The organism is Enterococcus sp. DIV0682 (assembly GCF_051712685.1).
GTDB lineage: Bacteria > Bacillota > Bacilli > Lactobacillales > Enterococcaceae > Enterococcus > Enterococcus faecalis.
In genome coordinates this window covers 1,628,418-1,654,682 of the sequence record NZ_JBIOPK010000001.1, presented here as the reverse complement: position 1 = coordinate 1,654,682, position 26,265 = coordinate 1,628,418, and the positions used below count along the sequence as shown (strand labels likewise).

20 protein-coding genes and 2 tRNA genes are annotated in these 26,265 nt (G+C 37.0%); 19 read left to right on the top strand and 3 right to left on the bottom strand.

Annotation, left to right across the window (positions count from 1 at the left end; translation table 11 throughout):
• The first annotated feature begins 72 nt into the window (after nt 1–72).
• Nucleotides 73–1,217, top strand: a protein-coding gene (locus IGK96_RS07880) for an IS3 family transposase (RefSeq protein ID WP_096397480.1) whose coding sequence is annotated in 2 segments (ribosomal slippage) — nt 73–346 and nt 346–1,217 — 1,146 coding nt in all. Because the reading frame shifts where the segments join, the coding sequence is not laid out codon by codon here.
• Between the two features lie 63 nt (nt 1,218–1,280).
• On the opposite strand, the gene IGK96_RS07875 is transcribed toward IGK96_RS07880, so the two are convergent.
• A complete protein-coding gene (locus tag IGK96_RS07875) occupies nt 1,281–1,667 on the bottom strand; it encodes a hypothetical protein (RefSeq protein ID WP_002357813.1) in 387 nt (128 codons plus the stop codon).
• Nucleotides 1,668–1,680: 13 nt separating this feature from the next.
• Nucleotides 1,681–2,340 (bottom strand): DNA/RNA non-specific endonuclease, encoded by a 660-nt coding sequence (locus IGK96_RS07870; RefSeq protein ID WP_002363828.1) that lies wholly within the window; start codon nt 2,338–2,340, stop codon nt 1,681–1,683.
• Nucleotides 2,341–2,500: 160 nt separating this feature from the next.
• Here IGK96_RS07870 and IGK96_RS07865 point away from each other — a divergent pair, with 160 nt between their 5' ends.
• The 8 genes from IGK96_RS07865 (at nt 2,501) to IGK96_RS07830 (ending at nt 9,023) form a co-directional block, all read left to right on the top strand.
• Nucleotides 2,501–3,202 carry an ABC transporter ATP-binding protein gene (locus IGK96_RS07865; protein WP_002363831.1) on the top strand — a complete coding sequence of 234 codons (702 nt, stop codon included), beginning with the start codon at nt 2,501–2,503 and terminating at the stop codon, nt 3,200–3,202.
• A 9-nt stretch (nt 3,203–3,211) separates the two neighbouring features.
• A complete protein-coding gene (locus tag IGK96_RS07860; protein WP_104876252.1) occupies nt 3,212–5,848 on the top strand; it encodes an FtsX-like permease family protein in 2,637 nt (878 codons plus the stop codon).
• Nucleotides 5,849–6,031: 183 nt separating this feature from the next.
• Nucleotides 6,032–6,565, top strand: a complete 534-nt coding sequence (locus tag IGK96_RS07855; protein ID WP_002369505.1) for a hypothetical protein — start codon at nt 6,032–6,034, stop codon at nt 6,563–6,565.
• 16 nt (nt 6,566–6,581) lie between these two features.
• Entirely contained in the window at nt 6,582–8,051 is a 1,470-nt protein-coding gene (locus tag IGK96_RS07850) for a flotillin family protein (RefSeq protein WP_002357808.1), read from the top strand.
• A gap of 146 nt (nt 8,052–8,197) precedes the next feature.
• On the top strand, nt 8,198–8,431 hold the full coding sequence (locus IGK96_RS07845) for a DUF2969 domain-containing protein (protein WP_002357806.1): 234 nt from the start codon (nt 8,198–8,200) through the stop codon (nt 8,429–8,431).
• Between the two features lie 96 nt (nt 8,432–8,527).
• Nucleotides 8,528–8,608: transfer RNA gene (locus IGK96_RS07840), tRNA-Tyr, on the top strand.
• 9 nt (nt 8,609–8,617) lie between these two features.
• Nucleotides 8,618–8,689 (top strand) — tRNA-Gln (locus IGK96_RS07835).
• A gap of 154 nt (nt 8,690–8,843) precedes the next feature.
• Entirely contained in the window at nt 8,844–9,023 is a 180-nt protein-coding gene (locus tag IGK96_RS07830; protein WP_002357804.1) for a hypothetical protein, read from the top strand.
• Between the two features lie 55 nt (nt 9,024–9,078).
• On the opposite strand, the gene IGK96_RS07825 is transcribed toward IGK96_RS07830, so the two are convergent.
• Nucleotides 9,079–9,690, bottom strand: coding sequence for a TetR/AcrR family transcriptional regulator (locus IGK96_RS07825; protein WP_002357803.1), 612 nt, complete (start codon nt 9,688–9,690; stop codon nt 9,079–9,081).
• A 175-nt stretch (nt 9,691–9,865) separates the two neighbouring features.
• Here IGK96_RS07825 and IGK96_RS07820 point away from each other — a divergent pair, with 175 nt between their 5' ends.
• From IGK96_RS07820 to IGK96_RS07775, 10 genes are all read left to right on the top strand, one after another.
• Nucleotides 9,866–14,113: a 2-hydroxyacyl-CoA dehydratase gene (locus tag IGK96_RS07820; RefSeq protein WP_085443206.1), complete on the top strand. Its 4,248-nt coding sequence runs from the start codon at nt 9,866–9,868 to the stop codon at nt 14,111–14,113.
• Between the two features lie 206 nt (nt 14,114–14,319).
• Nucleotides 14,320–15,027 (top strand): GntR family transcriptional regulator, encoded by a 708-nt coding sequence (locus IGK96_RS07815; RefSeq protein ID WP_002357800.1) that lies wholly within the window; start codon nt 14,320–14,322, stop codon nt 15,025–15,027.
• A 414-nt stretch (nt 15,028–15,441) separates the two neighbouring features.
• Nucleotides 15,442–15,735: a WXG100 family type VII secretion target gene (locus tag IGK96_RS07810; RefSeq protein WP_002357798.1), complete on the top strand. Its 294-nt coding sequence runs from the start codon at nt 15,442–15,444 to the stop codon at nt 15,733–15,735.
• Between the two features lie 27 nt (nt 15,736–15,762).
• Nucleotides 15,763–19,239 (top strand): type VII secretion protein EsaA, encoded by a 3,477-nt coding sequence (gene esaA / locus IGK96_RS07805; RefSeq protein ID WP_071646678.1) that lies wholly within the window; start codon nt 15,763–15,765, stop codon nt 19,237–19,239.
• 2 nt (nt 19,240–19,241) lie between these two features.
• Nucleotides 19,242–19,739 (top strand): hypothetical protein, encoded by a 498-nt coding sequence (locus IGK96_RS07800; protein ID WP_002357796.1) that lies wholly within the window; start codon nt 19,242–19,244, stop codon nt 19,737–19,739.
• Between the two features lie 14 nt (nt 19,740–19,753).
• Nucleotides 19,754–20,023, top strand: a complete 270-nt coding sequence (locus IGK96_RS07795; RefSeq protein WP_002357795.1) for an EsaB/YukD family protein — start codon at nt 19,754–19,756, stop codon at nt 20,021–20,023.
• Nucleotides 20,020–21,192 (top strand): type VII secretion protein EssB, encoded by a 1,173-nt coding sequence (gene essB / locus IGK96_RS07790; protein ID WP_085443215.1) that lies wholly within the window; start codon nt 20,020–20,022, stop codon nt 21,190–21,192. Before IGK96_RS07795 ends, essB begins: the two co-directional genes overlap by 4 nt.
• Nucleotides 21,173–25,603, top strand: coding sequence for a type VII secretion protein EssC (gene essC / locus IGK96_RS07785; protein WP_071646679.1), 4,431 nt, complete (start codon nt 21,173–21,175; stop codon nt 25,601–25,603). Before essB ends, essC begins: the two co-directional genes overlap by 20 nt.
• Complete coding sequence (locus IGK96_RS07780; RefSeq protein ID WP_010828750.1) at nt 25,600–26,010, top strand: DUF4176 domain-containing protein; 411 nt, start codon at nt 25,600–25,602, stop codon at nt 26,008–26,010. Before essC ends, IGK96_RS07780 begins: the two co-directional genes overlap by 4 nt.
• Nucleotides 26,011–26,265 carry a hypothetical protein gene (locus tag IGK96_RS07775; protein ID WP_002394400.1) on the top strand — a complete coding sequence of 85 codons (255 nt, stop codon included), beginning with the start codon at nt 26,011–26,013 and terminating at the stop codon, nt 26,263–26,265.

Sequence of the window (26,265 nt, the reverse complement as noted above, 5' to 3'; positions counted from 1 at the left end):
CTGAGACAAAATAAAAAAGCACCTCTTGTTGAATTCACGTTAAAATGAATTTAACTAGGAGGTGCTTTTTCAATGGGAAATCGAGTTTCTTATCCGATTCACATCAAAGAAATGGCTATACAGATGAAAAAAGAGAATATTCCTGTAAAAATAATTATGGCAGAATTAGGAATTAAAAACAAAACACAAATTGAAACATGGTGGCGTTGGTACCGTAATGGCGAGAATCATCGTCTGGTTCAACCCGTTGGAAAACAATATGCTTATGGAAAAGGTCCAGAAATTCTATCAAATGAACAACAGCTTAGAAATGAAAATAACTATTTAAAAATGCATATTGAGGTGCTAAAAAAGTACAAAGAATTGGAAAGGACGTGGAGCCAGAAATATTTGTAGAATTAGTTAAAAGAATGAAAGGAAAAATAACCATTACTGCATTGTGTCAACTTTTCGGCGTTTCGCGAGCTACTTATTATCGTTGGACTCATCGAAAAGACTTGGGAAAGTTAACACCTCTTGAAGAAGCTGTTCGTCGACTTTGCTTCCAACATAAGTTTCGATATGGCTATCGAAAGATTACTGCGTTGATTAATCAGGAATACAAAGTAAACAAAAACACCGTACAAAAGATTATGCAGAAATATCATTGGAATTGTCGCGTGAAAATGAAGAAACGCAGTAAAGTGGGACAACCTTACACGGTTGTCGAGAACAAGCTAAATAGACAATTTTCTTCAGACGCTCCTTTAAAGAAATTGGTAACAGATATTACTTATCTGCCTTTTGGTCAAAAGCAATTGTATTTGTCTTCAATTATGGATTTATACAATGGTGAAATTATTGCCTATACCATCGGTGATAAGCAAGATACGGCTTTTGTTCTGGATACACTTGATCAATTGCCCCAAACAACGGATTGTCTATTGCATAGTGATCAGGGCTCTGTTTATACTTCTTTTGACTACCAGAATCAAATAAAAACAAAAGGCATTACCATGAGTATGTCCCGCAAAGGGACACCTTCAGATAATGCCTGCATCGAATCGTTTCATGCCTCACTAAAGTCTGAAACGTTCTACTTAGATGGGCTCACAAATGAACCTACATCTATTGTAATAGAAATTGTAAAAAAATACATTACTTATTATAATGAAAGTCGAATTCAACAAAAACTAGACTACCAATCGCCGATAGATTATCGGAAATCAGCAGTCTAGGAAAATGCTTTTTTATTCCTGTCTCACAATCTTAGGTCAGTTCCATTTATCCGCAAGCTTTTTTTATAATTCTTTTGGTAAAATCGCAGAAGTGATTTCTTTGTTCTCGTAGGCAATAAAAAAATCGATTAATTGCTTGTCAAATTGCTCAATATCCTCTTTGTAAAGGGAGCTAGGAATCACAAAGGTTTGCTCTAGAGTGCCTGCTAGATAATCGCCATCTAAACTTTGGGCGACAACTAAAAATTCTTGTTCGCGCCAATGTTCCACATCTGTTTCAGAAATGGTTTCTGGAGAGGCTAAAAATTTACAATTTTCGACAAACTGTTCATCAATTTCTTCACTGAAGGTTAATTCAGCATCCTCTTCTTGAGGTTGAGAGAGGATTGCTTGCAAAAATGTTTGTGGTTTTGCATCGGGTAATGTTTCTTTTAGCTGTTCAAAATCCAATGAAAGTTCCTCCTTATTGTTTGTTTAAAATAGTTACTGAAAAATCAATGGGTGAATTTGTTTTAAGGCTTTTGGCTTCTAAGATGATTTTTTCAGCCAACAAATCGTTTCCGTTATATACAGGTGTCACGCGATAGCGAACGGTTTCGCCGCGATCAAGAGCTGCCCGAATCTGATTTTCATATTTCGTCATATAAGGAGTGTTGACAGGATTCTGATACAAGGTGGTTAAGTTACGTGGATCATCACCACTGCCTCCCATTTGACGGCCGATTAGGTGGCCACGCGAATGATTAGCTTTTCCTGAAATGAAACCAGCTGGTCGAATATCTTTATTAGCGGAAGTTCCTGTATTGACCATGGCGGGTTTTAATAGCGCATCAGCGCCTGTCGCTCGTTTTAGACGATCTAGAGAATGATAAGTAATCCAGCCGTTTGAGCTATCCTTTAATTCCTCTGCTGAAAATGTGGCTTTACCATTTTCGATGGGTCCGGGATTATCTCCTTTTGGTGCTGGTGTGCTTGAGGGGGTGGTTGTTTGTGGTTGAACATTAAATAAATCTTGTAAAGCATCAGGAACTTTAACGCCAACCGCGCCTAAAATTAAAATGATTAATGCGCCAATCAGCATGATGGTTGAATTAAATGGTGGTTTCTTCTTTCTGTTTGCCATAACGTGCTCCTCTAATTTTATACTTGCAATAGTCCAAATTTAAGTGGACCATCTTTTCTATTATACGTAAATTTGCTAAAAAATCAAAAAAGGCTTTTCTTTGAAAGACTTGTATTCTCAGATATGTTACTATTTTAATGTAGAAGGGAAGGGATAGTGGATGGCCTATATTGAAGTCAAAAATGAATACAAGCGTTACCAAATGGGAGAGACAACTATTACTGCGAATGACGGCATTTCTTTTGAAGTGGAAAAAGGAGAAGTAGCGGTTATTTTAGGCCCCAGCGGTGCTGGAAAATCAACTGTTTTAAATATTCTTGGTGGAATGGACAGCTGTGATGAAGGGGAAATTATTATTGATGGCACAGATATCGCTCAGTTTTCAGAGAAACAATTAACCACTTATCGACGCAATGATGTCGGGTTTGTTTTCCAATTTTACAATTTAGTCCCAAATTTAACGGCAAAAGAAAATGTCGAATTGGCTTCGCAAATCGTTGCGGATGCGTTGGATTCGACCAATGTTTTACAATCGGTGGGTTTAGGGGAACGTTTAGATAATTTTCCAGCGCAACTTTCTGGTGGTGAACAACAACGAGTAACCATCGCCCGTGCGATTGCTAAAAAGCCCAAGTTACTTTTATGTGATGAACCGACAGGAGCACTGGATTATGAAACAGGGAAACAAATTTTAACCATTTTGCAAAACACTGCTCGTGAAACTGGAACGACCGTCTTAATTATTACCCACAATTCAGCCATTGCAGAAATGGCCGATCGGGTAATTCGAATTAATGATGCAAAAGTTCGCGAAATGACTGTGAATGATCAGCCTAAATTGGTTGCTGAAATTGAATGGTAGGTGCCTAAAATGAAGAAAACAGCGCTAATTAAAACAAGCTTACGTGAAATTAGACAATCTACTACACGATTTTTATCGATTATGGGGATTATTTTCCTTGGTGTAATGGTCTTTGTTGGTTTGAAAGCTACTGGACCAGATATGATTAAAACCGCGAATAATTATTACCAGAAAGAGCAGCTTCCAGATGCGCGAATAATTTCTACAATGGGACTGGAAAAGAAAGATTTAACAACACTACAGTCTTTAAAAGATGTCGAAACAGTTGTGCCGCGGTATACAATAGATGCCACGATTGGGCCGCAAAATAATGCAGTAAAATTGTTTGGCTATCGAAAAAATCAAGCAGGATCGGTTAACTATCAAGTAGTTGACGGTCGGTTACCTAAACAAACAAATGAAATTGCATTAGATACATTAGCGAAAACTAGATATGACTATAAAATGGGTGATAAAATCACTTTAAACGATGCAGCGATTAAAGAAAAAGGACTGACGCAAACTCATTTTACTGTTGTTGGATTTATCAATTCAGCAGAATATATTGATAATACATCCAGGGGAACCACAACGGTCGGGTCTGGAACGTTAAACTTTTTTGGCGTGGTTTCGGAAAAAGCTTTTGACAGTCAACGGTATCCAGAATTGCTAATCTCATTTCGTTCATTAAAACATCAAAATACGTATTCCTCTGATTATGAAAAGAAAAGAGAGCAGGCCTTAAATCAAGTAAAAGAGGCACTGAAAAATCGGCCAGAAGAACAGGTTGCGGCTCTGCGTGATTCGGCTCAGCCGGACATTAACCAAGGTCGGCAAGCGCTGGAAACGGGAAAACAAGCGCTTGCGCAGTTGGAGCAACAACCAGGAATTCCAGCTGAGATGCTTGAAAAGCAAAAAGACGAATTGGCTAAACAGGAACAACTGTTGGCTGAAAAAGAAACAGAGCTAGCCAATTTGAAAGCCCCAACGTATTATTATTTTACCAGGGAAGACAATCCAGGATTTTCTGAATATCAAGATAACGCTGATCGGATTTCTTCTTTAGCCACGCTATTCCCGTTGTTCTTTTTCCTAATTGCGGCATTAGTCAGCTTAACTACCATGACACGTATGGTGGAAGAAAAAAGAATGGAAATTGGTAGTTTGAAAGCTTTAGGTTATCGTAATCGTGAAATTGCTTCGATTTTTATTACCTATGCAACGGTTGCTAGCCTAACAGGTGCATTATTAGGATTGGCAGTTGGCTATTATCTATTCCCTAAAATAATTTTTGATGCCTACGGTCAAATGTACAATATTCCTGATTTAGTTACACCGTGGTACTTAAATTACAGTTTATGGGGCATCATTGTAGCCTTAGCTTGTACTGTGGGAGCGGCCTTAGTGACATTAAGAATCGATTTATTAAGTACCCCAGCTACCTTGCTAAGACCCAAAGCGCCGAAAGCAGGCCAACGGATTTTACTAGAACGAATCCGCCCTTTATGGCAACGCATGAGCTTTATTCAAAAAGTGACCGCTAGAAATCTGTTCCGCTATAAACGACGGATGCTGATGACCGTTATCGGAATAGCTGGTTGTATGGGGCTGTTAATTGTTGGTTTTGGTTTACGCGATTCAATTGTGGATGTCGCTGCAATTCAATTTAATAAAATCTGGCATTACCAAGCAGTCGTGACTTTTAAAGAGCAAACAACAGCTGAAGAGACAAAAGAGTATCAAGAAACGTTGCACAAACTGGATGGTTTGAATAAAACAATTCCGTTATATTCAGAAATCTTTAAAACGAAGGGCAAAGGCGCACCAACTCAAAATATTACTCTTTATGTGCCACAAGATCCTTCGAAAATGGCTGAGTTTCAATTATTTAATGATCGAGTCACTGGAGAAAAATATTCCCTCAACGATGACGGTGTAATGATTAATGAAAAATTAGCTAAATTATTTGGCTATAAAGTCGGAGATCAATTAAATTTAGAAAATAGTGATAATCAAACCTATCACGTGAAAATTGCCGCGATTGCAGAAAACTACACGGGTCATTTTGTCTATATGACGCCGAAACTCTACCAGACGATGACGAAACAGAAGCCGGAGTATAATACAGAATTCCTACTTTTTGACAAAAAGTTATCCTCAAAACAAGAAACCTCAATCGGAGAGGCGTTGACAAAACAGCCGAAAGTGTTGAACATTACGTTTTTAACTGCGATGAAAGGTTCGTTTGATGATATGCTAAAAAGCCTTGATATTGTCATTTGGGTACTAATTGCTGTTTCTGGTTCTTTAGCGTTAATTGTGTTATATAATTTAACCAACATTAATGTTTCTGAACGGATTCGAGAACTTTCCACGATTAAGGTTTTAGGGTTTTACGATCGTGAAGTCACCACCTATGTTTACCGTGAAAACATTATTTTAACGTTCATTGGTATTATTGTTGGCTGCTTCTTTGGGAAAATTTTGCATCAGTATATTTTAGCAACCGTTGAAGTTGATTTAATTATGTTTTCGCCAATTATTCATTGGCCAAGTTATCTGTATTCCGCAGTCATCACCATGTGTTTCACGTTGTTTGTGATGGTCATTATGCATCGGAAATTGAAGAAAATCAATATGATTGAAGCGTTAAAATCAAATGAATAGCACATTTTAAAAAACGAGGAGTCCGTAGAAGTTCGATAATTCTAGGGCTGCTCGTTTATTGTTGCTTCTTTTATTAAGAAAAAATAGGTCTTAAGATGTATCTTTTGAGATTTATTTGGAAATTACTACTCTTTTTATTTAAAAATTGGTACACTATTACTAGGTTATAGCACAGAAAGGAGTGTGGGAAAAGTGTTAGAAGGTCTACCATTGGAAACGGTTTATTTTTATGCATTAGTGGGGAGCGCGGTCCTCGCTTTTTTACTAATTATTTTTGGGGATGTTTTTAATTTTGATGGACCGGTTGACCCAATGCTGATTATTCCATGGATTGCTTTTACCTCGCTGTTTGGGTACCTTGGGGAAGAATTAACAGCGGTGAATAGTTGGCTTATTTTAATTGTCAGTGGTATTCTTTCAACCATTATTGTTTTCTTCCTAAATTTTTATGTGTTGGTCCCTTTGAAAAATTCGGAGGCCACAATTTCTATTTCGGAAAAAGACATGGAGGGTCGTGTTGCTACTGTGATTACCCCAATTCCTGTCCAGGGAATGGGCGAGATTCAATTGAAGAGTGTCACAGGTTCGTTAAGTCGACCAGCAGCATTTTATGTGCCACAAGAAGTGGCTGCGCCAAGAGGTAGTGAGGTATTGATTATTGAATTGAAAGAACGGGTTTGTTATGTCATTCCTTACGAAGGCAGTCTAAAAATATAGAGTAGGAGAGAAGAAAATGGGGATTTTGTTACCGATTATTATTGCAGTTTTAGTATTATTAATGTTATTAATTGTGTTTGTTTCTAAATATCAGACAGCCAAACCTGATGAAGCGTTAATTATCAGCGGGAGCTATCTAGGGTCTAAAAATGTTCATGTAGACGAAGGTGGCAACAAAATTAAAATCGTTCGTGGCGGTGGTGCGTTTGTCTTACCAGTGTTCCAACGTTCAAATCGAATTAGTTTGCTTTCAAGTAAATTAGATGTTTCCACACCGGAAGTGTACACAGAACAAGGGGTTCCTGTGATGTGTGATGGGACATCAATCATTAAAATTGGTTCGTCAGTTGAAGAAATTGCGACAGCAGCGGAACAATTTTTAGGAAAAACAACGGAAGAATTAGAAAATGAAGCACGTGAAGTATTAGAAGGACATTTACGTTCGATTTTAGGTTCAATGACAGTGGAAGAAATTTACCAAAACCGTGATAAATTTAGCCAAAGTGTACAAGAAGTTGCCAGTGTTGACTTAGCTAAAATGGGCTTAGTTATTGTGTCGTTCACAATTAAAGAAGTTCGTGATAAAAATGGATACTTGGATTCATTAGGGAAACCAAGAATCGCTCAAGTTAAACGTGATGCAGATATTGCTGAAGCAGAAGCCTTGAAAGAAACCCGCATCAAAAAAGCAGAAGCAGAAAAAGAATCACAACAAGCGGAATTGCAACGTCAAACAGAAATTGCAGAAGCTTCAAAAGAAAAAGAATTGAAATTAGCGTTATACAAACAAGAACAAGATATTGCCAAAGCCAAAGCAGACCAAGCCTATAACTTGGAAAGCGCGCGTGCACAACAACACGTGGTGGAACAAGAAATGGAAGTCAAAGTCGTTGAACGTCAAAAACAAATTGAGTTAGAAGAAAAAGAAATTACGCGTCGTGAAAAACAATACGACTCAGAAGTGAAGAAAAAAGCCGATGCAGATCGTTACGCACGCGAACAAGAAGCTCTTGCTCAAAAAGCACGCGAAGTGGCAGAAGCCGAAGCAGAACGCTTCAAAGTTGAAGCATTAGCCGAAGCGGAAGCCAACAAAACGCGTTTAACAGGTCAAGCGCAAGCCGAAGCTATTTTAGCTCGTGGTGCAGCGGAAGCCGAAGCCAAACAAAAGATTGCTGATGCCTTCAAAGAATATGGTGAAGCAGCTGTGTTAAGTATGGTGATGGAAATGTTGCCACAATTAATGAAAGAAGCAGCACAACCACTGGGCAACATCGACAAGATTTCAGTGGTAGATACAGGCGCAGGTGGCGAAAATTCTGGCGCCAACCGTATTACCAATTATGCAACAAACTTGTTGGCTGGTACACAAGAAACACTAAAAGAAACAACCGGCCTCGACGTGAAAGAGCTAATTGAAAACTTTTCTAAAAAAGGTACCTCAAATAGCGTGAACTATCATGCAACAGAAGGTTCAGAAAAAGAATAGAAATCAGCCTTTAAGGAGTAGCGAATCGCATTTCGTTACTCCTTAATGCTGCATTGAAACGATAAACGAACAAGCTGACAGAGAAATAGCGGGTGCTTGTTTTGTTTTAAAGATTCTGATAACATAGAGTTCTTGGAGGGATAGAGATGTCAAAAAAGAATAAAGATATTGAAGTACGTGTTGAAGAAGAAAAAGCCCAATACAATGGAGCAAATGTTTTAATGAACAAATTATTTATTGGTAAAAAAGAAATCGGTCGTGTCATTCCGCAAAATGATAAAAAATTCATCATTGAAATTGATGGCAAGCAAGAAGGTACAGCAAAAAATCTGGACGAAGCCTTTGAAACAATTATTCGTCAATGGAATTTAAGTGAATAAAAAATAAATAACAATTTTTTTAAAAAAAGGGTTGCTTTTTTCTGGAAAAGATTGTATTATAACTAAGTCAGGTCGTTACAGCGACAATGACTTTTTGGAGGAATAGCGAAGTGGCTAAACGCGACGGACTGTAAATCCGTTCCTTAGGGTTCAGTGGTTCGAATCCACTTTCCTCCATTTTCTTTTTGGGGTATAGCCAAGCGGTAAGGCAACGGACTTTGACTCCGTCATGCGTTGGTTCGAATCCAGCTACCCCAGTTTTCAGAACATTTCTGGTAGAGAGATGTTCTTTTTTTGTATAATTATATAACAAAAATGAGGTAAGATTTTCCTCATGTACAGGCTAGAAAAGTTTTCATTTATATAAGAATATGCTAAAGTATTAAGAAAGAATAGTCTGGAGTTGATAAGAATGAACTTTAAAGAAAAAATTACAGAAATGGTTGAAAATGTTTACGATTTAGCACGCGATGGTAAGTATGATGTCAAAGTTGACTTAATTCCTCGTAAAAAAGGCAACATCAAAAGTGGTGTTAAAGTCACTTCTTCAAGAAATACAGCCCACAATATCAAATGGCGTTCAAAAAACTAACTCGTCTTTAACAGAAACACCGGAGCAGACAACATTATTGTCTACTCCGGTGTTTTTATTTTTCTAATTCGATGCCTAAGACAGTTAAATGCCCATTACCAACTAATTTGATAACTAATTGGGCTAAGTGGTTGGGTGTCATATCCGTCTCGCTAGTAATCCACCAATGAAGGGTACCGATGAAGATAGAGGTCATGTATTCAATAACAAAATCTATCGGTACATCAATATCATTTTCGGTGATACGCAACTGCGAAAAAATCGTCGCATATTTTTCTTCGATAATTTCAGCTAAGCGTTTTCGAAAGTGTTCGTTGAAATTATTGTCCATGATAGTTAAGAAGAAAGATTTGTTCTCTTGAATATTAATATAGAGTTGCGTCAGAAGTTCTTCAATGTGCTTCACGCGGACACGGTTGCCATTAACCAGTTGTTGCGAATCAAGAATAGCGGTAAAAGCACTAAGCGTAAAGGTAAAGATTGCATCATATAAATGCTGTTTGTCTTTAAAATGAGCATAAAAAGTCGCACGATTAATCATAGCTTCATCAGCAATATCCTGAATCGTCACCGCTTCGTAGCCTTTCGTTTCTACAAGTTTAAAAAAAGCTTCAATAATCATTTTTCTGGTTCGTTGTACTCTAAGGTCTGTTTTCTTTGCCATCATAAATTCCTTTCGAGATAGTCAACATTCGCGGAAACTTTGTTGTTTATCTCACAAAATAGGGTAAATTGCTTGTTGCAAATCATTTAGAACCTTTCTAAAATAGGTATATCTATTATAACAAACAGTTTGTATAATAATCAACAAACTGTTGGGAAATGAAGGGGTATTTTAATTGATGGTTATGAGAGCAGGGATTGATGTTGGGTCAACGACAGTAAAATTAGTATTTTTAAATAAACAAAATCAGCCTATTTTTACAAAATATGAACGCCATTTTTCAGATGTCAAAGCAGCAACGGAACGCATTTTAAAAGAAGGGCTAGCAAGGATTGGTGCAGACCAACCTGTGACAATGACCATAACTGGCTCTGGTGGTATGGGGCTGGCTGAGGTATTAGGGATTCCCTTTGTTCAAGAAGTTATCGCGTGTACACGAACTGTTGAAACAATAATCCCAGAAACGGATGTTGCTATTGAACTTGGCGGAGAAGATGCAAAAATCACTTTTTTTGATGGTGCTTTAGAGCAACGAATGAATGGTAGTTGTGCAGGTGGGACAGGCGCCTTCATCGATCAAATGGCTGTTTTACTTAAAACGGATGCCAATGGAGTAAATGAATTGGCGAAGAATTATCAAACTATTTATCCGATTGCTTCCCGCTGTGGGGTTTTTGCCAAAACGGATGTTCAACCTTTAATCAATGAAGGAGCAGCGAAAGAAGATATCGCGGCGAGTATTTTTCAAGCGGTAGTTAATCAAACAATCGCCGGGTTAGCTGCTGGTCGCAAAATTAAAGGTAAAGTAGCATTTTTAGGGGGACCTTTATTTTTCATGTCAGAATTGAGAAAACGGTTTGTTGAAACCTTAGCAATTCAGCCAGAAGATGTTATTTTTCCAGAACAACCGCAACTGTTTGTAGCAATGGGAGCAGCACTTTATTCAGAAGATTCAGCCGAATGTACATTGGAAGAATTAATTCAGCGCTTAGTGAACAGCCAGGCTACTGATTTACAGCCGAGCGACACGTTACCACCGTTATTTAACAGCGCAGAAGATTTAGCAGATTTTCGAGAAAGACACGCGCAAGCCCAAGCAACGGAGAAACCTTTATCTCAACATACTGGCGTGGCCTTTTTAGGGATTGATGCAGGCTCAACAACGACAAAAGTCACATTGATTGATGAAGATGGTCATTTGTTGTTTTCTTTTTATGGTAATAACCAAGGGCAACCTTTAGAAACCACCATGACAGTACTGAAATCACTTTATCAACAACTGCCTGAAGAAGTTTTTATCGGAAAAGCGGCTGTTACAGGATATGGAGAACAGCTAATAAAAAATGCGTTAAAAGTCGATATTGGTGAAGTTGAAACGATGGCCCATTACAAAGCAGCCAACCATTTTCAGCCAGGTGTGGATTTTATTTTGGATATCGGAGGACAAGATATGAAAGCGATGACCATTAAAAATGGCGTGCTTTCCTCCATTCAATTAAATGAGGCTTGTTCTTCTGGGTGCGGTTCTTTTATTGAAACCTTTGCGCAATCCTTAAACTATAACGTGAAGGATTTTGCTTTGGCGGCTTTAGAATCGCAAGCGCCGGTTGATTTAGGTTCTCGGTGTACTGTTTTTATGAACTCAAAAGTGAAACAGGTTCAAAAAGAAGGGGCCTCTGTCGGCGATATTTCTGCTGGACTATCTTATTCAGTCATCAAAAATGCCATTTATAAAGTTATTAAGGTTCGCCGACCTGAAGAGTTGGGAGAAAAGATTGTCTGCCAGGGAGGAACATTTTACAATGAAGCGGTCTTGAGAGCTTTTGAAAAAATTAGCGGTCGTGAAGTGGTTCGTCCTTCTATTGCTGGTTTGATGGGGGCCTATGGGGCAGCGCTGATTGCTTTGGACGCTTATGAAATTGGGGAAGAAACCACGCTTCTTTCTTTAGAAGAGTTAGCGGCATTTACCTCTGAAAAGGAATTTACTCATTGCGGCTTGTGTGAAAACAATTGTCAATTAACGGTCACAGTGTTTTCAGATGGGCGCCAATTTATTACGGGAAATCGCTGTGAACGTGGTGCACGAATTAAAATTAAACGAGAAGAACGCAAAGTGAATTTGGTTGATTATAAGTACCGTAAGTTATTTAAGTACCGACCTTTGCGGGAAAATAAAGCGTTTCGTGGGCGCGTGGGTATCCCTAGAGTCCTAAACATGTATGAAAATTATCCTTTGTGGCATACATTTTTTACTGACTTAGGCTTTCGGGTCGAATTATCGCCACGTTCTAATAAACAAATCTATGAACAAGGCCTTGAAACGATTCCCAGTGATACGGTTTGTTACCCAGCGAAAATGGCGCATGGACATATTCAAGCATTAATTGATGCGCAAGTGCCAATTATCTTTTATCCTGGTGTCGTTTTTGAACAGCAAGAAACAGTGGAAGCAGATAATCATTTTAATTGTCCAATTGTGCAAAGCTACCCAGATGTTATTCGAAATAATGTGGATGCCATCAGAGAGGGCCAAGTGGATTATCGAAATCCCTATCTTAATTTAGCGAATGAAACTGCAGTTGCCAAAGTTTTAGCTGAAAATTTTGCTGATTTAGGGATTTCCTTAGAAGAAATTCAAACAGCGCTGCATCATGGTTATCAAGAATTAGCAGCTTTTAAAAAAGAAATTCAAGAAAAAGGCGAAGAAACGTTAGCCATGTTAACTGAAAAAGGCCAGAGAGGGATTGTCTTATCGGGGCGACCGTATCACTTGGATCCAGAGATTAATCACGGCATTGCCGAAGTCATTACACAGGAAGGATTCCATGTCTTGACAGAAGACAGTATCTCGCATCTTGGAGACGTGCAGAATTTACGTGTGGTGAATCAATGGGTCTATCATTCTCGCTTATATGCGGCGGCTAAAGTAGTGGCTAAGACGAAAAATTTAGAACTTGTCCAACTGAATTCCTTTGGTTGCGGCTTAGATGCTGTGACAACCGATCAAGTAGAAGAAATCATGGATCGGTCTGGCAAAATTTATACAGTCCTCAAAATCGATGAAGGTGCGAATTTGGGCGCAATTCGTATTCGGTTGCGCTCCTTGAAAGCGGCTGTCAATGAGCGGGAAAAGCAACAGTTTGTTCCGCATATGCAAATGGAAGAGCCGGAGAAAATTGTGTTTACAAAACAAATGAAAAAAACACATACCTTACTGTTACCAATGCTTAGCCCGATTCATCAATCTGGATTAGTCGATGTAGCATTACAAGCTTCTGGCTATCATGTCGTCTGTTTGCCTGCGCAAGACAAAGAAGCTGTGAATGTCGGGTTAAAATATGTCAATAATGATGCGTGTTACCCAGCAATTATTTCTATCGGACAACTAGTTGAAGCTTTGGAAAGTGGTCAATATGATTTGGATAATGTCAGTGTCTTAATGACGCAAACAGGGGGCGGTTGTCGCGCAACGAATTACATTCCCTTATTACGAAAAGCCTTAAATGATGCCGGTTTTTCTCAAGTTCCTGTAGTTTCAGTTTCGATGGGCAATAAAGGAGTCGAATCCAATCCAGGATTTAAATTTACGTTGCCAATGATCAAACGCTTAGTAGTTGCCTTTTTATATGGTGACTTATTCGAACGAGTAGTTTATCGAACAAGACCTTATGAAACAGAAAAAGGAATGGTGGATCAACTACACCAAGATTGGCTAAAAAGAGTGGAAGCCAATGTCCGGAATGGTTCGCTGACACAATTTAATCACTTCATGAAAAAAATTATTCGGACGTTTGATGAAATTCCTTTACAGGAGATAAAAAAACCAAAAGTCGGTGTGGTCGGGGAAATTTTAGTGAAATATTCGCCGACAGCGAATAATGATATTGTGCGTTTGCTAGAAGAAGAAGGTGCTGAAGCAGTTGTGCCAGATATTGTTGGCTTTATGAACTATTCTTTGTACAATCAAATTTGGAAATACGAAAATATGGGCATGTCAAAACAAAGCAAACGTTTAGCAGAATTTGCGATAAAAATCATTGAATTGGTAGAAAAACCAATGGATAAGGCATTGAGAAAGTCGGTCCGTTTTGATGGCATTCATTCCATTTATGATATGGCAGCAGATGCAAGTAAAATTTTATCAATTGGCAATCATACGGGTGAAGGTTGGTTTTTAACAGCTGAAATGATTGAGCTCTTAAAACACGAGGTGAATAACATCGTTTGTATGCAGCCGTTTGGGTGTTTACCAAACCATATTGTTGGAAAAGGGGTCGTGAAAGAGCTACGACGTCAATATCCGCAAGCAAACATTGCGGCGGTGGATTATGATCCAGGGGTATCTTTGGTTAATCAGTTGAACCGAATCCGTTTGATGATGGCCACAGCGAACAAGTTGTTGAAAGAAGAAAATGTAAAAAGATAATAACTAATAGAAATTCGTTTAAAAACATTTGACTTGGTCACTTTTTACTGACTAAGCCAAATGTTTTTGTTATAAAAAGAAAGCATGCAACTAGATCAACTTTGATAAAAATTCTAATTCCTCTTTTATTTATCATTTTTTGGTTGTTTACACGGTCTATACCAGTTATAATAGAAGAGGAGATGAACGAAGAGGAGGAAGCGTAAATGGTTCAAAATATACCAATTTATATTCAAATTCACGATAAAATCAAAGAAGATATTGAAAAAGGTGTCTGGAGTATCGGGGATCGTTTGCCCTCTGAGCGAGAATTAGCCTTGAAATTTGATGTTAGTCGAATGACCTTACGCCAAGCCATTCAGACTTTAGCAGACGAAGGGATTTTAGAACGAAAAATTGGTTCAGGAACGTATGTAGCACGTAAGAAAGTTCAAGAAACAATGACAGGTACCACTAGTTTTACAGAAATTACCTTGTCTCAAAATCGCGTTCCTTCTAGTCGGACGGTGTCTTATTTTGTAGCGAAACCTAGTTCTAGTGAGATGGAAAAATTACAACTAGGTCCAGAAGATTCAATTTTACGAATGGAAAGAATTCGTTTTGCGGATGACATTCCGATTTGTTTTGAGGTGGCGAGCATTCCTTATTCATTGGTCTCGCAATATGGCAAATCTGAAATCACGAACTCTTTTTATAAAACACTTGAAGCCAAATCTGGCCACAAAATTGGCCATTCTAACCAAACAATCTCTGCTGTTCAAGCATCGGAGCAGATCGCAGAATATTTAGAGATTAAACGAGGCGATGCGATTCTGCGTGTGCGCCAAGTATCCTATTTTGAAAACGGACTACCTTTTGAATATGTTCGTACGCAGTATGCAGGAAGTCGATTTGAGTTTTATTTAGAGAAGTAGATAAAAAGAATGAATAAAAGATAGGAAAACTTATCAATGTGATAAGTTTTCCTATCTTTTAATTTTTTTTGCTAAAGAAATAAATTGTTTTTTTAATAAAATACATGTTTACTTGTTAATTTATCTGACGTTAAAAAATAACAATTTAACAGAATTTATTTATTTTTTAAATTTTATTTAAATATTTTTTGAATAATTTTTGTTTATCAGTTGTTTTTGTTTTTATTTTGATAAATATTGATTTGTATGGGTTTTTAATGTTGTTTTTAAGAGTTTTTATTTGTTTGTTTTATTGTTATATTTATTTTTATGCGAATACGTATATTTTAAAATAGTTGTTGACTATATTTTTTATATATAGTTATAATATTTGTACCGGGTAATAAAACTATAAAAAATGTGGAGGGATTACTTATGGCAGGATCAATTGCTGTAACACCAGAACAACTGAAATCACAAGCGAAAGTATATTCGCAAGCATCGTCTCAAATTCAAGATGCAATTCGTAAAGTGAATTCAATGAACCAACAAATTTCACAACAATGGAAAGGGCAAGCATTTCAAGCGTATCTGGAACAGTACAATCAATTGGAAGGTAATGTCAAACAGATGGAAGAATTATTGATTAGTATTAATCAACAATTAAACAAATATGCAGACACTGTCGCAGAACGTGACCGTCAAGATGCAGGATCATTTGGCTTTTAATTGATCAAAGATTGAAGCGCTAGCGCAATGAATTGCACTAGCGCTTTTTCTAAAGGAGAGAAGATAATGGAAGGGAAAATAAAAAAAGGTATCCCTTTTGCCTTAGCAATTGGAGCAACTTTCTTGTTATTACTTTTTTTCATTCATTTAGGGTTTAAAGATGAGAACGTGACTCGAAGTAGCAAAGATCAGACAACAAAGATGCAGTACGCATTAGTTAATGAAGATAAAGGCGCAAGTTTTGAAGGAAAACGTTATGCATTAGGTTCTGATTTTGTCACATTAATTAACAAAGATACAGCTAATCGATGGGAAACAACGACTCGGAATATCGCAACATCTGGGGTTGAAAATGGACAATTCGATGCCCAAATTATTATTCCGCAAGATTTTTCGGAGAAATTATTGTCACTACAAGCTGTTAGTCCAGAGCAGGCTTCTGTTGAATACCAAGTGCGAGACGGACAAAATGAATTGACCAATCAAGCAATTCAAGACAAAGTAAATACTATTTTGAAAGATTTTAACCAACGCGTAATTCAGATGTATTTTTCCAGTATTGTTGGAAATTTAGTTATCGCACAACAAAACGTTAACCAAATTACTGATACGCAGTTGCTGTATCAAAATCAATTAGAAGAAACAATTCAGCAACCATTTAAAGAAATTCCCATGAATTATACGACAGTATTAAGTACGGCTAGTATTTTAGATGAGGACAATAAATTATTTACAAACGAGCAAGAAGCGTTTGTAAAATCAGTACAAACCTTATTAGAAAGCAATAATCAGAGCTTAGAATCAACTAGTAAGACAACGGAAGATACGAAAAAATCAGTGGGCGAGTATTCGAAAGAAGCAAATGAAAAAATAAAAAAATCAATTGCACAATTTAATGAACAGTTTGAGAGACAAAAACAAGAATTGACTAATCAATGGGAAAGTGACACGACAGTATACAAACAACAATTCGATCAACTAAATGGAATGGTAATCAATCAGTTTAGCTCCTTCTACACACCAAGTGAACAAGGAAGCTCAGGGATTTATGCTGACTTTTTATCAGAATCTAAATTATTTCAAGAAACACAAAGCAATCGCATTGGCGAACTACAAAAAGAAATCGCAGAACTACATATGCAAGTAGAACAATTAACTGCGTTAAAAAAGCAAATTGCGGCTACATATTATAATGATCTTGAAGCAACACCTGAGATAGCAACAGACACTCAAATTAAGCAAGCGATTATTCAGTTAATTACGAACGAAAAAGAAAATATACCTAACTTAGATAAAAATTATCAGGAAAGATTGGAAGAATCACTAAGTGAAATTTCTTTTGTAAGTTTAGAAAGACTCGTTAGTGAATTAGAAATGAATAATAGGATTTCAGTTGAACAAGGCAATCTTTTCCGTGATGAGTTACAAATTATTCAGCGATATGCAGAACAACATGAACTTGATTTCACCAATTCAAGCCGCTTTATGTATTTGGAACCTAAACAACTTCATGAAGATACTATAGCGATTCCACAAGAAAAAGTAACTTTTTCACTAGCAACAAATCAAGAGTCGGTTATTTCATTACGACAAACCAATACACAAAATGGCGAATTGTCATTTCTTTTAGATGATTTAAAAGTTCAAACAATTAAAACATCTTTGAATCAGCAGTTAGCAGGTGCAGGTTACAGCATTGATATTTCAGCAATTACCCCAACACAGCTAACAATTACCAAACCAGTGAAAATACAAGCTGAGATTCCTGAGAATGATGAAGTGGACGAAGAAAATACGCAAGAAGAGTTGGCAGAAGAATCCGAAGATGAATCTGAAAAAGTAACTGAGCCAGTAAATGATTTGCTCTCACTTCCAGAAAAACTTTCCTTAACGATTGACTTACCAATGGCTTGGCAACTGACACCAGAACAACAAAAAACAGCATTTAATCAGATTGATTATTCTTGGTGGGTAAATAATGAGCTTCAAAATGCACGTTCGTTCGCTGTGTATATTGCAATGGACCAACCATTAGTAACCGATATTCCTGAAATTATGAAGCAATTTCAACTTTTAGATACTGTATCACAACAAATTGTGACTTTATATGGTACGCCTAATCAAAGTCTATCTATTCAAGAGTATGCAGCAATGTTAACCGCTCCTGAAAATCAGGATAAAACAATTGAAGAGTTAGCAGGTGAGACATCCATTTACTGGATGTACGACAATATCACTGAAAACGAGCAAACCATGATGATTACAGATAAATTATTAGACGAATATAAAAAAACAGGAAATCAATTATATCGAGAAACAGATGAACAAATTAATCAATTAAAACAATTAATTGGTACTGAGACAGATCAAAATACAGACGGACGACCTACAACACTTTACGGAACATTAAATTTAATGACGGTCCCTGAAAAATTATTACGAGAAGCAGAGAAATTAAATACATGGTTTGATGAAGCAACAAAACAAGTCAATGCGACATATGCTACTTGGCAAGAAGCTGGAAAAGTGGGAGCTACTTCTGTAATTGATGAAAGAAATCCACATCCAGAAGAAAATCAAACCAGCACTTTAGATGTAGAAACAGAAAATTTAGTTAAAATGATGCAAACGTTAATGCAAACAACGAAAGAAACTAGTCTAACAACAGCTGATTCAGCAGCCAAAGTCAAAGATGTTGCCCCGATTATCAAAGAGTTGAAAGACTCAACAACCAAAGTTCAAGATCATGCGCAAAATATCTTAGCAAACTTAAATGATTCAATTGATGAGTCAAAGAAAACAACCAAAGAAAATGAAGAGTATGCCAAAACATTTGAAAAAGTATTGGCTAATACAAGAGACGGCGGTGCTGATAATCCACGGGTATTTAGTTTCCTTGCGAGCCCAATTCAAGGAGAAGGAATCTTTGGCGAAACACGACAAGTCTCTTTAATTCCCTATTACGCTACCTTGATTGTTAGTATTCTAACATTCGTTATTGCGCTAACTTTCCAAGGCTTTATGAAGAAAAGAACAGTTACTGTAGCGGATGCGTTGGTTGAACCAACCAGAGTTTGGCAAAATATACCAAATCTGTTATTACTCTTGATTACGGTTATTTTGTTTGGGAGTGTCTTTTCACTTCTACTGGTGTTCAATGTATCTCAAATAAATCGATTCGCTTGGTTTAGCTATAGTTTCTTAGTATTTGCTAGCGGTGCACTTTTGGTTTGTGCTTGTTTACGCCAATTTAAAAAACTTTCTTTATATATTTATGGAGCTATGCTGGGGTTATTTTTCATGTTGACACCTTTATTAGGCATTGCAACAAAGGTAGGCTCATTAAGCAATTGGCTCTATCGTTTATCGCCGCTTCAAAATATCCAAAATGGCTTTACTGCTTTAGTAAATGGCGTACAAATTAGTTGGGTTAGTTACCTTATTTTAATCGTTTTACTTGTTTTAGGTGTTGTCCTTAATTTATTTGTACGACCGGAGGAATAGCCATGAGAAAATTAATAAAAATAGTGATTGTTTTAAGTGTTAATATGCTCTATTTGTCATTGTCATCAACAAAAACAAAAGCAGAAGAAGTAGGCGCTTTAAAAATAAATAATCAAGTGATCTACCAAGATAATCAGCAGAAAAAAAACGTAGAAGTGAATTTCATTATTCCAGATTTGTTTTTGCCGATAAAAGCAGAGAGAGAAAAAGAAGTCAATCAAAGTAAAGCGAGGGTTGTCAACGAAGCAAAAAATGATGTATTTAGGACAGAACAGAATGCAAAAACATTAGCAGTTGATAAAAAGGTAAGGCCTTTTCTGTTCAAAGAGACGGCAACGGTCACTTCTCCTGAAAGCGTTGAATCTCTTGAGGTTCAACGAGAAATATCCATAAACTTTTGGTTGTACAGTGGTATTTTTTTAGGAAGTATAGTTATTTTATTCGTTGGTGTTTTTCTAGGAAACCGTTTTTCATATCATCGTGCACAAAGCGGAAATTAAGGAGTGAAAGAAACATGAACAAAAGAACATCGATTGGTATCGGCTTACATGTGTCGAATCAAATTATTGATTTGCAAATCCCTAATCAGGTATCAGTTGCACGTTTAAAAGAATTGTTACTCGAATCGTTTGAGATGTTGCCAAACCGTTTGCCAGCATCATTTGAATTGGTTGTTTTGAATAAACCAATTCATTTAGCTGACAATCAATTAATTGCAGATTATCCATTAGGGAATGGCGACCAACTAGTAGTAAAAGAAATTGTAAAGGAGACACATGGATGAGCGAGTTAAAGGATATTTCAGAGACAATCACGTTAGAAGCAACAAAAGAATATGTTCAAGTGACATTACAAGCAAATCAATATCAGTTAGAAAGACTAGAACAGTTTCAACAATTTTTAAAATCAAGTCGTGGATTTTTATCGGGAAAAATAATACAAGCAACGGAAGAAGCGTTAGTGATTCAATACCATAAGGATCAATATATGCAATCCATTTTACAAGCGATAAAAAAAATGGATCAATATGAGCGATTATTGTTAGCGCAAAGAGTTCATTATTTGGTTGATTTCTTAGGTACGCCGGTCCAACCCTTTATTCATCCAGAAAACATCTATATCTTGGGAGAAGAATTATTAATTGCTCATCGTGGTTTTATGCAGGTCATTGTGCCTTATTCAGCAGATGAAAGAGAATTTTTTAAACAATATCGAGCGCTGATTTTAGCAATCTTACATCCAAAGTATGAGTATGAACAATTGATTCAAGGGAATGGCACCCTGAAAGATACGCTATCTAAACAATTACAAGAGGCGAAAACAATCAATGAAATTGAGCAAATCATTGGTGAACAAATCATTCGTCAAAAAGCCAAGCGTAAAGCAGAAACCAAATTAGTGAGTAAAAAAAGTTATTTAACCTTTAAATGGGCCAGCTTAGTATTATTGGCTTTAACGCTACTTTTTGCAACTACAACAGGGATTTATGTCTTAAAAAAATTACCAGCCCAAGAGCGAGTGAGTTTGGCAGAAGCGCAGTATATTTCTAATGACTATGCAAGTGTTACGAAAACATTAAAAGAAGATACACCAGAAGAATTACCGATAGGAGCTAAGTATGTTGCTGCTGTTAGTTCTGTCCAACTAGATAATTTATCAAATGAACAAAAAACAGCAATTTTAAATAATTTATCTCAAAAATCTAGTGAAAATACCTTACTTTATTGGATTCATATTGGCAAAGGAGACTTTGAAAAATCATTAGATATTGCCCAAAATTTAGGCGATAACCAATATATATTACATGCCTATACAAAATTATATGATGCAACCAAAGCCAATAACAAAATGAACGGCGAGAAAAAACAAGCATTGTTAACAAAATATGAAGAAGCAATTGATAAATACATGAAAATCTTGGGAGGAAAAACGGATGACAACGAAAATCAATAAAAAATTGGTCTCTGTGAATGATCAAATTCATACATCTAGCATGATTTATTTTGACATTTTTTATTTTGGGCCCCAACTTCTTCACCGTCAAATTACGGCTAAAAACCCAAGTGTTTCAATCAATCAACAATTATTTTTTTATGAAAATGAAAAATTATTCTGTAATGGTGAAACCTTTGATTCTGCTGAAAATTTTTCTGTTTTTCCCCACGAAGAATTGATTACTGTCACCACCAATAAACCGCAGAAAGATTTTTTAATTGCCTCTGCCAAAAATGCTGCGATTTCATTAGAAACAGATGCCATCATCAATATTACACTAACATCAGAAACTGGGGAATATACAGCAACGATTTATCCCGGAGAAGATACGATTTACTACAATCATTATTTAGTTGAAAAAGGAAGCTATGCTTTTGGAGTCGGTGATCAATTAGTTGTCAATGGCTTAATCATTGAAGTTCGGGAAAAACAATTAAAGTTAACAAGTCTAGGAGCTACATATTCCCTGAATCCTTGGCAAATTGTAGAAGAGGAGGTTATTCCAGAATATCCTGTCGATTTCCCGTCATTTCGACGAAGTCCACGGATTCACTTGAAGGAGCCAAAAAAACAAATAGAAATTGCTGCCCCAAAAGCCAAGCAAACAGAAGGGAAAAATGAACTGTTACGGACGATTGTCCCACCTTTAGGAATGGTCGTTTTGAGTGGCGCAACAAGCTTTTTAAGTGGGGGCAATCCAATTATGATGCTTAGTATGGGCGGAGCGAGTTTATTGACGGCTGGTTTTTCAGTCTCTAGTTATTTCACCAATAAAAAAGAAACAAAGCAAAAGAATATCGAACGGACAAATAGCTACGAACAATATTTAATACAAGAGAAAGCTCGTTTAAGTATACTGCAACAAGAACAAAAAGAGGCCTTGGAATATATGAATCCTGCCATGAATGAATTAGCCTTAATGACAAAAGAGTATCATGCGCGGATATATGAACGCATGATGACTAATGAAGATTTTTTGACAGTTCGCTTAGGAGTTGGTGAAATTTCTTCAAGTTTTACGACAAATTATCAGTCAACGGAAGATGATTCACTAAGTCAAGAAGCTGAAGAACAATTAGTATGGCCATATAAGCAATTAGAAAAGGCGCCGATTGTTGTACCACTAATGGGACAAACCTTAGGATTGGCGGGAACACCTGCTGTTTTAAGGACAGCCATTCAAACGTTGTTATTTCAAGTGTCTGTTTTACATTCCTATCGTGACGTAGAGTTTATTACTTTAGTACCAGAGGAAGATTATCAGAAAGATTGGCATTCTTGGCGTTGGTTGCCACACGTCAAAATCCGCAGCCTGAATTTGCGTGGGATTGTTCACGATCCTCAAACAAGGGATATGGTTTTAAATTCTTTCTATCAAATGATTACGAAACGTCGACAACAAGTGCGCGAAGCCGGCAATGAAAAAGTTCACTTTCAACCACAGTATATTCTGTCGATTTTAGAGGAAAGCTGGTTGTCAGGGCATGGCTTAAATGAATTTTTAGCTGAAGATATGAGTCAATATGGTGTGACAGTTATTTGGGGAAAAGATGCTTTAAATATGTTACCAGAAACGACAACTACACTGATTGAGTATCAAAGTAGTGAAGCGGCGACTTTAATCAATCAAAATAATAAATATGTGAACCAAAACTTCGTTCCTAATCATTTACCGACTGCTTATCCGCTTGCTTATGCGATTCAGCGTTTGGCAAATTTGCAGCATGTGGAAGTGGAGAAAAATGCGGTGCCAGAAAGTCTGAGTTTACTTGAGCAATACGAAGTAACAAGGATTGAAGAATTAACTATCGATCAACGTTGGTTGAATGCGCAGCCAAATAAATCAATTCGTTCACTAATTGGCTGGCGTGGTAAATCAGATTATGTCTATTGGGACTTACACGAACGTTTGCATGGGCCTCATGCACTTGTTGGAGGGACCACAGGCTCAGGAAAATCAGAATTTTTAACAACTTATCTAATTGGCTTAGCGATTAATTTTTCTCCTGAAGATATTGGCATGTTGATTATTGATTGGAAAGGTGGCGGAATAGCCAATACATTAGATAAGCTACCGCATTTTATGGGCGCTATTACCAATTTAGACGGAGCCGGAACAGCTAGAGCCTTAGCCAGTATCAAAGCAGAATTGGATAAACGTCAACGAGAATTCGCCAAATATGGTGTGAATAATATCAACGGATATATGAGTTTATACAAACAACGACACGAACCGAAACCTGATATTATCTATCCTACTAAACCATTGCCTCATTTAATTTTGGTTTCTGATGAATTTGCGGAATTAAAAGCGAATGTTCCAGAATTTTTAGATGAGCTAACTTCGGTGGCGCGGATTGGCCGTTCATTGGGTGTTCATTTAATTTTGGCGACACAAAAACCAAGTGGTGTGGTAAATGATCAAATTGAAGCCAATAGTACCAGCAAAATTGCTTTGAAAATGGCTAGTGTCCAAGATTCTAATGAATTATTAAAAACACCAGATGCAGCTCAAATTACCAATCCTGGTCGGGGGTATTTAAAAGTTGGGGAAAATGAAGTTTATGAAATGTTCCAAAGTGGTTATGCGGGGGTTCCTTACGATCCTGACCAAGTGATGGAAGAAGTGGTGGATGAACGGCTATATCGGATCAATGATTTAGGACAAACTGAATTGCTTTATGATCCAGGTGAAGAAGTGGTTCAAGGAAAAGATAAGAGCGACTTACCAACCCAATTGGAAGCTGTTATTACTACGATTGGCGAAATTTTTGAACAATCAACACTGACGATTCCAGATAAACCGTGGTTACCTAATCTTGAAGAAAAAATAGCAACACCAAATATTGGAAAATCGAATGATCGTAGCCTTAAAGTACCAATAGGCTTACTTGATATTCCTGCAAAGCAAGCTCAAGAAGTCTATGAATATGATTTGGAGAAGTCCAGCCATACAGCAATTTTTGCGAGTCCAGGATATGGGAAATCGACGATTTTACAAACCCTTACGTTGAATATCGCCTCTAAAAATACACCAGAGCAAGTACATTTTAATTTATTAGACTTTGGGAATAACGGGCTGCTTCCGTTGAAAGATTTGCCCCATGTGGCAGACATTGTGACGTTAGAAGAAGACGAAAAATTGCAAAAAATGTTGGATCGAGTTAGCCAATTACTAGCGCAAAGAAAGCAACTATTTAAAGAAACTGGCGTAGCTAGTCTAATCCAATATGAAGCGAAAACGCAGCAAAAATTACCAATTATTATTAATTTGCTAGATAGCTATGATGGTTTAAGTTTAGAAGATCAACGGAAAGACGGGATTGACGAGCTACTTTTACAACTCTTAAGAGATGGTGCTAGTCTTGGCGTTTACTTAATTTTTACTGCGAGCCGTTCTGGCAGTATTCGGATGAATATGATGAGTAATATCGCAACTAAAGTCGTTCTTTATTTAAATGACGAAAGTGAAATAGGTAGCTTGTTAGGTAGAGATGCTTTAATGGCTCAAGCAATCAGCGGACGTGGGCAAGTCATGTTGGATACGCCAACGGCGATTCAATTTTACTTGCCAGCAGAGGGTGAAAATAGTGCAGAATTATTAGAAAATTTAGAAACCAAAGTGGCTACGATGAATCATGACTGGGTGGGAATTCGTCCTGAAAGAATTCCAATGGTTCCTGAAAAATTATCACATGAACAATTCCAACAATTTGTACCAGAAAAAGAATTGAATCAGTTATATTTGGGATTAAACAAATTAAGTGCTGAACCAGAAACGTTACCCATATTCCAAAGAAAAACGCTAGGTATTTTTCCAGAATCTACTAAACAATCCCAACTAATCTTTCCATGGTTTATGCAACAAATCAGTGAATTAACTGTCAATTATGAAGTTGTCTTGATTGATGTAGCGGGGAACTTAGAAGAATGGTCTGAAAAAGTATCCCTTTATATTCAACGAACACAAGTAGCACAACAGAACGTGGAATTGAAAGAAGCGTTAGAAGCAATGTTAATTGATGAAACGACACAACGAATTGTGATTATTAATGGCTTGGCAGACTTGGTCGATAAATTATCATTGGATATTGATAGTCTGGCTTATATAACAAATAGTCCTATCGGCAAACTACAGTTAATTTTATTAGATACTTCAACAAAGCTTACATCTACTTACAGTAGTTTTATTTCGACAATCAAAGAAAACACAGAGCAAGTTCTTTTCGGAGGTACATTGCAAAATCAATCATTTGTTGAAAATGTTCCTTATGATCAGCAAAATCTTCCTGTCCCTAAAAATGTGTTACATCGCTTAAAAGAAGAAGTATTAGATAAAATTGTTGTGCCAATGGAGGTGAACAAATGAGTGAAGATTTAACTACCCCTTTTTTACCATTAGGGAGTGTGTTGAAGTTAAAAGATACAACCAATGATACATTATATTATTTCATTGTTGCTCGAGCGATTGCCAAAAATGGTAACGGAGAAATTGTTTCTCGTTATAAAGTTGCACCACATCCTTTTGGGGATATACCAACACAAGAAGTCTTTTCAATTGAAGTGGAGCAAATTATGGAGGTTTTGTTTGAAGGTTTTTCTGATAAAACGGATGGAGAGTTTTTGGAAAATTTACTTTCACAAATGAACGGGAGTGCAGAATCGTTTCCAAAGGATTCTGAATCGGAGGTTGAAAAAAGTAGTGAACTAGAAAAAACGGAAATGGAAACAAATGGAGACCCATTTTATTATTTTAGAAAAGGAGGAGAGGACTAGATGGGAAAGATTGCCTCAAATCAAGGAGCCGCACAAGCGGCGGTTTCTGGGATTAGTAATGTATCGGTGAGTGGAGGCGCTAAATGTCAATTAGGAAAGAGTAATCTTTCTGGTATGAAAAAAGGTGCGCAAGTCAGTAATCAGCTTGTAGCCAACGTATCAAAGATGGTGGAATGTGTAAATAATCAAGCAAGTAAGTTTCCTAAATTAGCCGCAGTCATCGCAGCACGTGATAGCAGGACAAGATTTAAATAA